The 13,461-nt window shown below is 39.2% G+C and carries 10 protein-coding genes; all 10 read right to left on the reverse strand.

Annotation, left to right across the window (positions count from 1 at the left end; genetic code table 11):
• Window positions 1–50: 50 nt before the first annotated feature.
• Window positions 51–2,435 (reverse strand): polyprenyl synthetase family protein, encoded by a 2,385-nt coding sequence (locus F4694_RS24950; RefSeq protein WP_179602622.1) that lies wholly within the window; start codon window positions 2,433–2,435, stop codon window positions 51–53.
• Between the two features lie 139 nt (window positions 2,436–2,574).
• The gene (locus tag F4694_RS24955) at window positions 2,575–3,780 is read right to left on the reverse strand and encodes an ABC transporter permease (protein ID WP_179602623.1); all 1,206 of its coding nucleotides are present in this window, start codon (window positions 3,778–3,780) and stop codon (window positions 2,575–2,577) included.
• The gene (locus F4694_RS24960) at window positions 3,777–4,457 is read right to left on the reverse strand and encodes an ABC transporter ATP-binding protein (protein WP_179602624.1); all 681 of its coding nucleotides are present in this window, start codon (window positions 4,455–4,457) and stop codon (window positions 3,777–3,779) included. Before F4694_RS24960 ends, F4694_RS24955 begins: the two co-directional genes overlap by 4 nt.
• A complete protein-coding gene (locus tag F4694_RS24965) occupies window positions 4,441–5,667 on the reverse strand; it encodes an efflux RND transporter periplasmic adaptor subunit (protein ID WP_179602625.1) in 1,227 nt (408 codons plus the stop codon). Before F4694_RS24965 ends, F4694_RS24960 begins: the two co-directional genes overlap by 17 nt.
• Window positions 5,668–5,835: 168 nt before the next feature.
• Window positions 5,836–7,302 (reverse strand): protein adenylyltransferase SelO, encoded by a 1,467-nt coding sequence (locus F4694_RS24970; RefSeq protein ID WP_179602626.1) that lies wholly within the window; start codon window positions 7,300–7,302, stop codon window positions 5,836–5,838.
• Window positions 7,303–7,358: 56 nt separating this feature from the next.
• Window positions 7,359–9,260, reverse strand: a complete 1,902-nt coding sequence (abc-f, locus tag F4694_RS24975) for a ribosomal protection-like ABC-F family protein (RefSeq protein WP_179602627.1) — start codon at window positions 9,258–9,260, stop codon at window positions 7,359–7,361.
• A gap of 467 nt (window positions 9,261–9,727) precedes the next feature.
• A complete protein-coding gene (locus F4694_RS24980; RefSeq protein ID WP_179602628.1) occupies window positions 9,728–10,996 on the reverse strand; it encodes an MFS transporter in 1,269 nt (422 codons plus the stop codon).
• A gap of 83 nt (window positions 10,997–11,079) precedes the next feature.
• Window positions 11,080–11,232, reverse strand: a complete 153-nt coding sequence (locus F4694_RS24985; protein ID WP_179602629.1) for a hypothetical protein — start codon at window positions 11,230–11,232, stop codon at window positions 11,080–11,082.
• 399 nt (window positions 11,233–11,631) lie between these two features.
• Window positions 11,632–12,759: a C40 family peptidase gene (locus F4694_RS24990; RefSeq protein WP_218895831.1), complete on the reverse strand. Its 1,128-nt coding sequence runs from the start codon at window positions 12,757–12,759 to the stop codon at window positions 11,632–11,634.
• Window positions 12,760–13,010: 251 nt separating this feature from the next.
• Window positions 13,011–13,406, reverse strand: coding sequence for a VOC family protein (locus F4694_RS24995; protein ID WP_179602630.1), 396 nt, complete (start codon window positions 13,404–13,406; stop codon window positions 13,011–13,013).
• Window positions 13,407–13,461: the final 55 nt, after the last annotated feature.

The raw sequence follows: 13,461 nt of genomic DNA on the forward strand, positions 1-13,461 counted from the left end.
CAAAAAGGTAACAGCCCTTGGGTTGTTACCTTTTTTGTGCATTTATATTTTTAATGATCACGGTGGACAATATAATTTAATAAGTGCCTTAGAAATGCAGTATTCTGCGGAATTTCATGCAGAGTTTCCATAGCAAGGCAATAATGTTCCCACATTGCTTTTTTGGCACCATCCACTCCTAAGATCGATACAAAGGTTGAATTGTTATTATCTGCATCTTTTCCGACGGGTTTGCCAAGAGTATTTAAATCCCCTTCTACATCCAGGAGGTCATCTTTAATTTGAAAGGCAATCCCGGTATGATAGGCGTATTTTTTCAACGCTTGCATTTCCAAGTCTTTTGCATTTGCTAGAATAGCAGGCATAATGAGAGCAGCTTCAAAGGCGATTCCGGTTTTATAAAAACACAGCATATTCAATTGATCCACTGTTAATGGTTTACCTCTAGAACCCAAGTCCATCGCCTGCCCTTTACACATTTCTGCTGTCATTTGCGCAGAATAGTGAACCAATTTAAGCACACTTTTCGAATCAAAATCGTCAAGCGATGCTTGTTCTTCAATGGCCTTTTGAGTAAGAAAGAGTCCCGTTAATTCGGCGATTGCATTGTTATAAACCATGTGGAGAGTGGAACGCCCTCTGCGGTACGACGCATTATCTTGGGATGGCAAATCATCAAAGATTAGGGAAGCAGTATGCATAAATTCCAATGATCGTAACAGCGGCACAATGGCTGACTGACTTAATCCATATTCATTTATACCCATAATCCACGAAATGATCGGCCTCAGCCGTTTTCCATCGCCCTCAAGACTATAGTTTGCCGCCTCGGTAATCGGCTCACTTAACAAAGGTGCATTTTCATCTTTAGCGATAGGCAGCAGGTGGTTAATCTGTTCCCGTACACGTTCAATACTCTCTTGAAATTCTTCTTGTTCTTTACGTTCATTTTTAAGATTGGTAATCATATGATCGCGGAGAAGTTTATCAAAGAAATCGACATCATCTGCTTTACTGACCATTTTTTGGATTAGTGCATTAAATTTGGAATTCCCTGAAGCAAATAACTCCATCACTTCATTGTACTTCTTTGAACCCACACGTTCTTTAAATCTTTTTAATCCATTTATCGCACGATTTAAAATTACCTCACGTGCCTTCTTATCCGATTGATAAACATGATGAATTAAATTGGAAATAACACTCCAATATAATTCAAATGGATTTATTAGATCGGCACGCTGGGCATGATATTTAAGATAATAGGTATAAGGTGTTACCGCACCATTTTCCAAGTCCTCAAACATATCTGCAAAGTCATCTGCCAGTTGGTTATATATACCATAATAGAAGGTTCGCTTGTCAAAGCCTTCATCTTCATCGGCCGTAATGACGGACCGGACAATTAATCGTGACGAGGCAGATTTAAGAATAACCGGAATAAACAGCTCTTCATTCGTGTAATTTCCGTTTGATAAATCCTTTTCACGGTCCACTTCCTGTGATTGAAAAAAAACATACGATTGTTCAAAAAATGATTTTATCGTCTCCGGCCGCTGCTGGGCTTTAATATATTCAAATCCCTCGCGAAGCTCTGAATGAATGAAGGTGATTAAAGCTTGGTTCTTTTCTTCCCAGCCCCTTCCTAATTTCGGTACGGCTCCAGTGGTAAGAGTGGTCCGTATTAAATTGGAATATTGTTTTTTCTCTTTATTGGATAAAACTTTGGAGTCGAGAAGGTCATCAATGAATGGATAGGTTAAACCATAGGCATAGCCTAACCGAATGGCCCTATCAAGTCTTTGTGCACGTTCTTCAGCCGGGGTTTTATCCCCCATTTCTTCGACCTCGTGCAGAATGACTCCTGCTATAATTTTAATTAGCTTACGCTGGGCATGATTGGCATCCATCCCCTTTGGTATATGGTTTGCGACCGTCTTTAGTTTGTTCATTACCCAGATGATCGTAGATTCAATAGCTTCCTTCTGTGCCCATCTGTACAGCCAAGCCATCGAGAAAAGCTCATTTTTATTTTCACGATTTTCCTTGGGTTGAGTAAAATTGTTTTTTAAACTTGCCACAACACTTTGAATTCTAGTCTGTGTCTCATTAGAATCCAGTGCTTTTCCTAAATCACGCATAAAAATATAGGAGATGCTTCTATCAAGGTAGTTATCTAATTTTCCTGTGTAATCCAGCCATTGGAGATAACTGTGATACTCAAACGAAGTCGGTTTTCTCTTTCTGCGAGAAAGGAAAGTTACGAATGAATGATGGTGGATATGGTTGTGCTTCCAGGATTGTATATCCCTTGTAAGAGTGGTAACATAGCTTTTCTGCATAACCTGCTGATAGAGTGATTGAAAATAATCACTTGCCTTTTCCTCAGCCATACCATAGCATGTATCTTCATTTATTATTAACGACTCGATCATTTAAACATTACCTCAACTTCACGTTCACTTTAGTTTGTATATTAATAATACACGTAAGCATTAGCTTTATAACTAGAAAACTGAAAATTAAATTAAAAAATCCCTCAGACCTTTGGATCTGAGGGAAATTAATATTCAGTCATTCATATCGTAATGCCTCAATCGGACTAAGCTTAGAGGCTTTGTTTGCTGGAAGCATACCAAAGATAATACCAATTAAGGCTGAAAAGCTCACACCTATCAGAACGATTAATGGACTAACGGTTGCAGTAATCGGCGAAAACTTCGAAACGAGGATACTGCCTACTGCTGCCAGACCAATTCCAATCAGTCCTCCTAGTGAAGTTAACGTGATGGACTCAATTAAAAACTGTAAGAGTATTTTCCTTCTTGTCGCACCAATGGCTTTCCTAAGTCCAATTTCCCGGGTTCTTTCTGTGACAGAAACTAGCATAATATTCATGACACCAATCCCGCCTACTAAGAGGGAAATACCTGCGATACTTCCAATTAATAAGGTTAGTAAAGATATCATTGTGTTTAATTCTCTTTCATAGTCCTCAAAATCATTTGTCGAATACTTGCCGTCTTCAAGACCCTTTTCTGTTGTCAATGTATCTGCAGCTAGCCTGCCTGTCTCAGAAATGTTCTCAGGATCACTAGCAATAACCGATAATTGTTCGATTTCTCGGTTACCAAACATCATCGAGATAACAGAACGAGGCATAAGCATCTCGCCCGTTTCGGTATTTCGGAATTGCTCAGGCAGTGGTGATTCATACACACCCACCACCTTGTAAGGATTATCATTTAAATTGATAATCTCGCCAATAGGGGTTTCAGTTTCCTTAAAGAACTTTTCCCTTGCTATGGTGTCAATAAGGACTACCCGATTCAAACCATCGTTATCCGCCGCGTACAATGCTCTTCCTTCTACTACTTTAATATCCCTAGCAGGAAAAAATTCCGCACCAACACCGGTAATTTGCATTTCACCCTGCTCATCATCATGTGTCATCATCCCCCAGCCTTGATTCGTAGCAACCACAGCCTTAACACCGGGCACTTCAGCGAGCGTTTGAATATCTTCAGAGGTTAATTCAGGTTCCTGCCAAAACATTTCTGTTTCACCTTCTGGCGGGATATACTCATAATAAATTTGAATGGCATTCTTATCTGTACTAAACAATTCATTCGTCATTTGCTTCTTTGTACCTTGGCCAATTGCTACGATAATGATAACGGCTGCAACACCAATAATAATTCCAAGCATAGTTAAGATGGATCTTATTTTATGATTCCAGATAGATGAAAGGGCAATTTTGAAACTCTCCCATATATTCATGATGTCACCCTCCGGTCATCCGTTATCCGGCCATCTTTTATGGTAATAATTCTTTTTGCATATGCCGCTATTTCTTCTTCGTGGGTAACTATGATCACCGTTTTTCCTTCTTCATTGAGCTGTGTAAAAAGCTTCATTATTTGTCCGCTCGTATTCGAATCCAGCGCACCGGTCGGTTCATCGGCTAAGAGGATAGTAGGATTATTCACCAGTGCTCTTGCGATTGCCACACGCTGCTTCTGACCTCCAGACAATTGATTGGGTAAATGCTTCATTCGATCACCTAAGCCTACCTTTACTAATAGGTCTTTTGCTCTCGATGTTCTTTCACGTTTGGAAACCCCAGCATATACAAGCGGTGAGGCCACATTTTTAATGGCGTTGTCTCTTGGAAACATAAAGAATTGTTGAAAAACAAAACCGACATGCTCATTCCTTAGCTTAGCAAGAATGCTCTCTTTTGCGGAAGCGATTTGTTCCCCATTTAATTCATATGTACCTGAAGACGGATAATCTAGGAATCCAATGATATTCATCAAGGTAGATTTACCGGATCCAGAAGGACCCATAATAGCTACAAACTCTCCATCTTCTATCGTTAAATCAATACCATGAAGTACTGGGACCTCTAATGAACCCTTTCCATATACTTTTGTAATATTACTCAACTTCATCATAAGAGGTCACTTCCATTCCATCATGCATTTCTCCTGTTGGTGTAAGGACAACTAATTCTCCGGGCGTAACTCCAGATGTAACTTCAATAAAGGCATCATTCATAACCCCTGTTTGAACTTCACGTCTTTCTAATGTTCCATCTTTTAAAACATATACTATTTTGATTCCAGCCTCATCCATTAAGGCAGGATGCGGGATTGCAATCTTTTTGGTGGAATCACCAGCTTTTATTTCTAAAGAAACGTGGAAACCTTGACGCAGCTCGGAGGTATCATCTGTAATAACTACTTTAAAAGGATACATGGTCACATTTCCAGCTCCCCCGCCGCCTTCAAATCCTTCACCACCGCCGCCATCAGCATTGGGGAATTGTGAAACAGATTCAACCGCACCATTCCATTCACGGTCTTTAAACACTTTTGGACGAATAATAACGGGTTGTCCTTCTTTAATCTTGACTGTGTCGAATTCGCTCATCGACCCAATAACTTTATAGGGTTGACTTGAAATAATGTGAATAACAGGTTCTGCTGCTCCTGCCTCAGTATTTGCAACATTTTGATTAACCTTTACTATAATCCCATCCATTTTGCTAACAATCGTCATTTCATTTTTCTGTGCGTTTAATTCCTTTATTCTGTCTTCAGCCGAGGTAATTTCCGATTTTGTACTTTCATATTGCATTTCTTGTTGGACCTTTTCATTCGCTAGCTGGTTTACGTCTTCTTGTGTCGGTATGCCTTCCGTTTGCCCTTCTGCTGAAGGACCCTGCGTCTCCATCTTCTTTTTAGCTTCGGCTAAGCGCTTCGTTAAATCGGAAATTTGGCTTTGTTCTGTTTTCCCTCTACTTTGCAGCAATTCCTTCTCACGGACTGCTCTATTAAGTTCGCTATCTATTTTTGAAGAATCATAGATTAATAGTGGGTCTCCAGCTTTGACTGCCTGGTTCTCCGCCACTTTAAATTCACTGATTTCCCCTTTTTCAGGTTCTAAAAAGACTTTTTGCTCACTTTCCGGGACAATTTTACCCGTAACAAGAATGGATTCTACCAATTCTTGTTCACTAACCTTTTGGACACTTACACTCATGACACCGCTATCATTACTTACTGGTTCTGTCCCTGCTTTCGCATAAAAATATGTACCCGTGCTCGCAATGACAAGTATTCCTGTAATAACTGCTACCCAAATCCATACCTTTTTCTTCACCTATATACCCCCGTGGAATCTATTATTTTATCTACTACTAACTATAAACAAACTGGAAATATTTTCAATGGTTTTTAACGGTAGGGTTTTCTGTTAATAATCGATAGATTCCATAGACAGTAAAAAGCCCTTCGATATGAAAGGCTTTCTGCTTTATAATTTAGTTTCTTAAGTTCCGCAGAAGGTTCGATAAGGACGAGGTGATGGCGCGGGCAAAGTAGTGTAATCTTCCTGATTTGGAGTGTGCGAATAGGGATTAGATAATGCCTCCAAAAGCCTATCCATTACACTATAATCTCCATTATTTGCTGCTTCTAGTGCTTCCTCTACCCGGTGATTCCTTGGTATTACCGCTGGATTACTGTTCCTCATTAACATTTTGGAGGCGTCCATAGATTCTTGCTGTCTTCCTAGTCTTTCCTCCCACCGCTTTTGCCACTCGGTGAATTCTGTTGTTCCATACAGGTTTGTATCCTCTGGTTTATCAATAGTTAAGGTACGGAAGGTATTCGTATAGTCAGCACGGTGCTTCTGCATTATATCTAGAAGGTCTTTAATAAGGGGTTTATCTTCTTCCTCTTCATTAAACAAACCTAATTTTGCTCGCATTCCCTCTAGCCAATTTGATTCAAAAAGCTGAGCAAAGTCAGAGAGCTTATCTTGTGCGAGCGTAACTGCCTCCTCCTGATTCTCATGCAACAGCGGCAGCAGAGCTTCAGCTAACCTTGCTAAATTCCAGACACCAATATTCGGTTGATTACCATATGCATACCGGCCTTCTCTGTCAATAGAACTGAACACAGTAGCTGGGTCAAAGGTATCCATGAAGGCACAAGGACCATAATCGATGGTTTCTCCACTAATGGTCATGTTGTCGGTGTTCATGACCCCATGAATAAAACCGACTAACTGCCATTTAGTAATCAACATCGCTTGACGTTTAATCACTTCCTGAAGAAATGTAAGGTATTTGTTTTCGTCGTCTTCAATTTCAGGATAATGGCGTTTTATTGCATAGTCTGCTAGCTGGCGCAGTTCCTCTTCGCTGCCCCATCTGGCTGCATACTGAAAGGTACCGACACGCAGATGACTAGCAGCTACGCGAGTTAAAATGGCACCGGGCAAATAGGATTCACGAGCTATTTCTTCCCCTGTCGTTACCACCGCTAAACTGCGAGTGGTAGGAATACCTAAACCATGCATGGCTTCTGAGATAATATATTCACGCAGCATCGGTCCGAGTGCCGCCCGGCCATCGCCCCCACGTGAATAAGGTGTTCTTCCTGAACCCTTAAGCTGAATATCAAAACGCTCACCTGTGGGTGTTATCTGTTCTCCAAGAAGTACAGCACGACCGTCCCCTAACATTGTAAAATGTCCAAATTGGTGTCCCGCATATGCTTGTGCAAGTGGCGATGCGCCATCCGGTATATGATTACCTCCGAAAACAGCTGCACCATCTTCACTTTGCAAGGTTTCTACATTCAAACCAAGTGATGCCGCCAGCTGTTTATTAAAAACAGATATCTTTGGTGAACGTACTGGTGTTGGGTTCTGGCTGGTAAAAAAAGTTTGCGGCAAACGGGAATAACTATTATCAAAATTCCATCCTGATTGATTTAAATCCTTTGTCATTATATCCCCCATTTCCATTTCTGTGATTCTTGCTATCCGGCTGCAATATTACTTCTTTAACTTAACCACAATTCCATCACTGAATCCAATTCTTTACTTAATTCAATTTTTTTAGAATAAAGCATAGTAAGCTCCTCATATTCGATTTGGTCGTTGGACAAGGCCAAGTCTATCGCTTTTATTTCTTTTTCAAGGCTTTCAATCCTTGTCAGCGCATTAGACATTAATTCTTCTTGGTTTAAACTTTCGGGTTTATTTCTTTGTTTCTTATCTTTTTCACGACTTACGATTGGTACTTCCTTAGGCTGCTGACTTTTATAATAATCGTAATTTCCCTGATAGCATTTAAAGCCATTACCCTCCAAAGCAATAACTCTTTCAGCGATTTTATTAATAAAATAACGGTCATGAGAAATAAAGAATATCGTACCCTTAAAGTCTTCAAGTGCTTCCTCAAGGGTTTCGATAGAGTCAATATCAAGATGATTCGTCGGTTCATCAAGGATTAATAAATTTATGTCTTGATAGAGAAGCATGGCAAGCTTTAGCCTTATCCTCTCGCCTCCTGACAAGTGCATAACTTTTTTAAAGGGACTCTTTTTAAAGAACATAAATTTTGACAAGTATTCCCTTGCTTTTCCTTCGAGAATGGATATATCCTCTCTGAATGCCTCCAGCACTGTGTGCTCTTCATTTTTAAAGGTGATTTTTTGAAGTAAATAGGCTGCCATCACATTCGCACCTAATTCAACAACACCTTGATCAGGCTGCTCTTCTCCTAAAAGCATTCTTAGGAAGGTGGTTTTACCACTTCCATTTGGCCCGATCAGTCCGACCCTTTCACCATAATGAATCATTAAATTTGCATCCTTAAAGATTCCTTTATCTTGATAACTCTTGGACAGTTCAATCGCCTTGATCGTTTCATTTCCCGAGCGTTCGGCCACTTTCAGATCCAATCTCATATTCTTCCGTTCAAAAACGGGTTTATCAATTCGTTCCATCTTATCGAGCTTTTTTTGAATACTTGCCGCTCTTCTGAAGAATTTATTATTATCAGCCCGCATTGCCCAGTCTCTCAGACTTTTAACTTGATTTTCCATATTATTTACTTTTTTCTGCTGTTCTCGAAAATGCTCATATTGAATCCGCATATTTTCTTCTTTTTGACTAACAAAAGATGAGTAATTGCCCTTGTACGATATTGATTCCATATCCTCTATTTCCACAATTTTATTGACTACATGATCCAAAAAGTATCGGTCATGGGATACGATAATGACAATTCCTTTGTAGCTTTTAAGGTAGCCCTCTAGCCATTCAATCGACTCCATATCTAAATGATTGGTCGGCTCATCGAGCAGTAATATATCCGGATTATGAATCAAAAGCTTACCAAGCACTACAGTCGTTTTTTCCCCGCCGCTCAGTAAATCAAAATCCCTATTTAAAAAGCTGTCGGTGAAATTAAGTCCGGTACAAACCTTACTTAATTTCTCTTCACGCTCGTATCCGCCTTTCACTTCAAAAAGCTCAACCAGATCACTATATTTTTTTAAGGCTTTTTCCAGGGCATTATCCTCCAGCTTTTTCATTTGATTCTCTAATTCCCGCATTTGGTTCTCGATACAGACTATCTCCTCAAAGGCCAAGTTTAGAACATCAATGACTCTTAACCCTTCCGGATACACAGGGGATTGTTCAAGGTATGCCTTAGACGCTCCTCTTGGCAGGTTAATTAATCCTTCATCATACCCAGGGCTTGAAGTTTGCGGGTAGCCTGGATAATAATGCATCTTCTCGATTCCCGCGATTAGTTTAAGAATCGTACTCTTACCGCTTCCATTATCACCAACAATCCCAACCTTATCTCCTTCATATGCTTCAAACGATATATTATTAACCACAAGAGTAGCTTCCATAAATTTTTTAACGCCATGCAATTTCATTTCTAACATATAATCTCCTTCTTTCATCCATATTCCAGTTACACTTTTTATGGACAAGGCAAAGAAGAAACTGCATTACCTATTTATTTTTAAAATAAAAAAGACCATAAGAAGAGAGTTCTTCTTACAGCCTGTATAATCAGTGGATTAAATTTATTTAAGCAGTATAAGCAAAAGTACGCATACTAAAAAAGTGCATAACTATGCCTGACCACCTTGCATTAAAAAATGCGGTACTTCAAATAAATTTAATCTTGATTCAGTAAAGTAAGTTACCTTCTAATTTGCCGTAATTCCATAAGAGCATAACAAATAAACCTATTATTTATAGGCAATTTCACACTCGTTACAAAATCGATATTAATTTTAAAATAAATTAATATTAGCAATTAGTTGGTTCCATAAACTTACTTTCCCCCTTCAAAATTTCCTTAATTATCTCATTTTTACATTAATTTGTAAACCACGTATTTATGTTACCTTTCACTTGATTGGTCTGTTTCCTTACGCTTTTCCTTAATCCAACTTACTCCAATCAAACCGAGTAAAGAGAAGATAACCGGAGTGATGAACCCGTAGAAATATCCGTTACCCGCACTGCTTGAGGCAGTCTGAAATTGATCCAACACGACCCCAAAAATACTCGGCAGCAGGACGGCACTCAGAAATCCACCCGTGTTTGCAAATCCCGATACAATACCCGACTCTTTTAAAGGAAAGGATTGACGGACAACCGCAAAGGTTAAGGCACTTGCTCCATATCCAAAGCCAATAATAAAGAAAAGGATGATTAGTATGGAAAGCGGAGGATTCCCTTTAAATAAAAGAAAAGTCGCCCAGCACAATAAAATAATAAGATGAATAACAACATATGGACGTTTAATAGTGTTCAAAACGCTTGAGATCCAACTAGATAACGGAGCTCCTAAGAGTGCTCCGATAAGCCCAATCATGATGAGCTGACTTGCATCTGAACGTGTCATTCCATACATATTCATCCCATAAGGAACTGCCCATGAACCGATAAAACCTACATATGCTCCCACAATACCAAAGTGACACAGGAATAAAGCCCATGCCTGCCGATTCGAAAATATCCTTCTTATTAAAACTAACGTCCTTTCGCGTTGGACCTCTCTTTTGATAGAAACATATTCGTTAATAAAGATTTGTTTTGGTTTTTTTATCAGAACAAAATAAAGAATTATTCCACATAAACATAACAATATCCCAGCTAATAAAAATGCCGCTCTCCATCCAAGTAAGTCAATTAACAGGGAGAAAGGGACCGTTGCCAACAGAAAGCCAAGACTTCCTGTCATTCCTGCAATCCCTATCAAGCGTACGAACTCCTTTACCTTAAACCATTGGCCCAAAATTAACACCATATTGACCCAGATGGTCGCATCCCCTATACCCGTGATGGTTCTGGCAAGAAATAGGACAGATTCATGCGTACCAAGACTATAGATAATAGTCCCCAGACCCGTAAGAATTGCCCCAATTATAAGAAAAAAATTAGGGCCATAACGGTCCGCCAATATCCCCATAGGTACTTGTAAACTAGTATATACAAAAAATTGCATACTAGTCAGTAACCCAATCGTTGATGCCGTTACATTAAAGTCCCTCATTACTTCGTCAGTTATTAATCCTGGAGCTGTTCGTTGGCTTGCCATTAAAAAGTAAGTAAACAATACAGAAGCAAATACGATCCATCTAAATTTGCTATTTTGTTTATCCAAAGATTTTTCTCCTATTGGCTTTTACCACTATGTATATGAGTTAATTTTATAAAGTATCATTATGAATTGAGGAATTGGGTGGCTTAAAGGGTCGGTTTTGAAGTGGTTTTCTCAAAATACGTGTCTTGGTCTTTAATCGAGTACCAAGCAAAGGTAAAATAAGCGGAGAATTTCCGGTTAAATGCAGAACGAAGCTCATTTAGGGGTAAATAGGCGGAGGTTTTCCGCTTAATCAACGAAAAATCTCCCATTTTCGAATTTTTAAAGTCAATAGGCGGAATCTCTCCGTCTATTTAAGCTTGTTTTAATACTAATTACAAATTAAGCGGAAATTTTCCTCCTATTTATCAGCTCAGGTGCTTTACCCAATCCCACCAACCGATAAGTGCGGACCCTATTGAACCTAGTTGCGGGAATCAGCTGCTTTTTTATTGATAGATTAATAAAATTGGCACTCTTTCTATGTCATAGATAATGAGATATGTTAGGAAGCTTGATAAATAAAGAAAAAGACGTATGGCAATTCATACGTCTTTTCTTGTATCTTTTAATAAGAATGCACCCGAAAACGGAACCCTTTAATTTTCAGGGTAGTTGTCTTTTTTAGAATGGTTAACCTATTAATATAATAGAGCCTACTTTAGGATCCTAGAAGCAGTAGAAAATTTAGACGGATTAAATGGAGCAATTTTCACTACATCACCCGTTTGCGGGGCATGAATATATTGTCCTCCCCCGATATAAATGCCTACATGATAGGCTGGCATTCCCTTGAACACTAAATCTCCTGGCTGCAGTTGATTCAATGAAACTCTTGTTCCGACATTTTGCTGAGCGCTAGACGTTCTTGGAAGACTAATGCCAACGGAACGATATACATATGAAACAAATCCTGAACAATCAAATCCGCTTGGCGTGGATCCACCCCATACATAAGGAACACCCAAATATTGTTTAGCATTGGCAATAACCGCATTTGCCGTTGCAGAGCTTGCTACATTTGCAGCAACAGCAGTAGGTGTTGCTGACGCTGGTGATAGTGCTGGTGCCGGTGTATTTGTTGTGGTGGTGGTTACTAAAGATTGCTGCTGCTCCAATTGTTGTCGGGCTTGTTCAGCAGCCTGCTGTTCAGCCTCTTGTTGAGCCAGTTGAGCCTGCAAAGTGCCCTCTGCAGCAGCTAAATCTGTTTCAATTTGTTGCTTATCTTTTTCAATCTGTTCTTGTTCAGCAGCTAATTGCACTTGGTTCTGTTTTAAATGGTCAATCTGAGTATGTAATTGTTCCTTCGCTTCTATTAAGGCTTGTTCTTTTTCATTTAATCCGTTTAATAATTCTGTATCACTTTCAATAAACTGTGAAATTGCAGTAAAACGATTAAAAAACTCAGAAACGCTGCCAGATGAAAGCAAAAGTTCTGCGTACCTAACGACAGACTGATCACCATTTAATTGAATGCTTTTTAGTCGTTCTGAATAAACCTTTTTATGATTCTCTAAAGCGGTTTCAGCTTTAACAATTTCTGCCTCAGTTTCTTCAATTTTATCTTGTTGAATGACAATTTCTTCATTTAGCTCTCGACTCTTCTCGATCGCTAAGCTAATTCGGTTGTCCAATTGTTGAATCTTTGTTTCAAAGTCATTAATTTGTTCCTTAGTAGCGTCGATTTGTCCGTTTGTGACTGGATTTGCAAAAGTAGGTGTTACTTGTATAGTAGTAGCAAGGACCATAGCTGCTGCTGCATATTTTAAGAATTTTTTTATCATCACAAAATCTCCTCTTGAAACGTAGCCTAATAAATTTTTAATATATTACTAGTTTATATTGCAAGAGGGCTAAAAAACAATGATATAGTCGGAATTGTAATTAAATTGTAATTTATTGTTGAATAATCTATGAAAAAAGTCAGTTCCTCCCCATTAAAGGAAGGAAGGTGGGTATTTTTGTCGTAAGGTGTCTGAAGAGCGAATAACAAAAAAGAAAGGCAAATAAATCCGCCTTTCTCCTTCAAAAATCACTATTTTGCATTGGCATCGGGTTGATGAATTCCGAAAATGTTTCCTTCGGTATCAATGTAGTATCCTTGCCACGCCATTCCAGGCAGGGCATATTTAGGGAGTGCGACTTTGCCGCCGTTTTCAAGAATTTTTGCTTCGGTTACATCGTAATCTTCTACTCCCATTGTACAAGCAAACCCATTTAGTGCTTGGCCTGCTTCAGGCGGAGCGCTTTGTCGCTGCATTAACGCACCATTGATTCCTGGCTCTTTTTCATCTCCAGTCACCGCACCAAAATAGGGCATTCCTGCATATTCACTATAATCTTCGAATTTCCATCCGAATACCTCTCCATAAAACTTCTTTGCCTGTTCCATGTCACTCACATGAATTTCAAAATGAACTAATCTAGCCATCATTTCCTCCCGCCATTTCATTTATTTTTTTGTATTCGCTCTAGTTTGTTCTCTC

The sequence above is a fragment of the Neobacillus driksii genome (assembly GCF_013409995.1).
Classification (GTDB): Bacteria; Bacillota; Bacilli; order Bacillales; family Cytobacillaceae; genus Neobacillus; species Neobacillus driksii.

What these genes read in the sequence shown, in the direction of transcription:
- abc-f (WP_179602627.1), bottom strand. Translation starts at nt 9,260, where the DNA reads ATGTTAGAAATGAAATTGCATGGCGTTAAAAAATTTATGGAAGCTACT.
- F4694_RS24990 (WP_218895831.1), bottom strand. Translation starts at nt 12,759, where the DNA reads ATGATAAAAAAATTCTTAAAATATGCAGCAGCAGCTATGGTCCTTGCT.
- F4694_RS24950 (WP_179602622.1), bottom strand. Translation starts at nt 2,435, where the DNA reads ATGATCGAGTCGTTAATAATAAATGAAGATACATGCTATGGTATGGCT.
- F4694_RS24995 (WP_179602630.1), bottom strand. Translation starts at nt 13,406, where the DNA reads ATGGCTAGATTAGTTCATTTTGAAATTCATGTGAGTGACATGGAACAG.
- F4694_RS24955 (WP_179602623.1), bottom strand. Translation starts at nt 3,780, where the DNA reads ATGAATATATGGGAGAGTTTCAAAATTGCCCTTTCATCTATCTGGAAT.
- F4694_RS24970 (WP_179602626.1), bottom strand. Translation starts at nt 7,302, where the DNA reads ATGACAAAGGATTTAAATCAATCAGGATGGAATTTTGATAATAGTTAT.
- F4694_RS24960 (WP_179602624.1), bottom strand. Translation starts at nt 4,457, where the DNA reads ATGATGAAGTTGAGTAATATTACAAAAGTATATGGAAAGGGTTCATTA.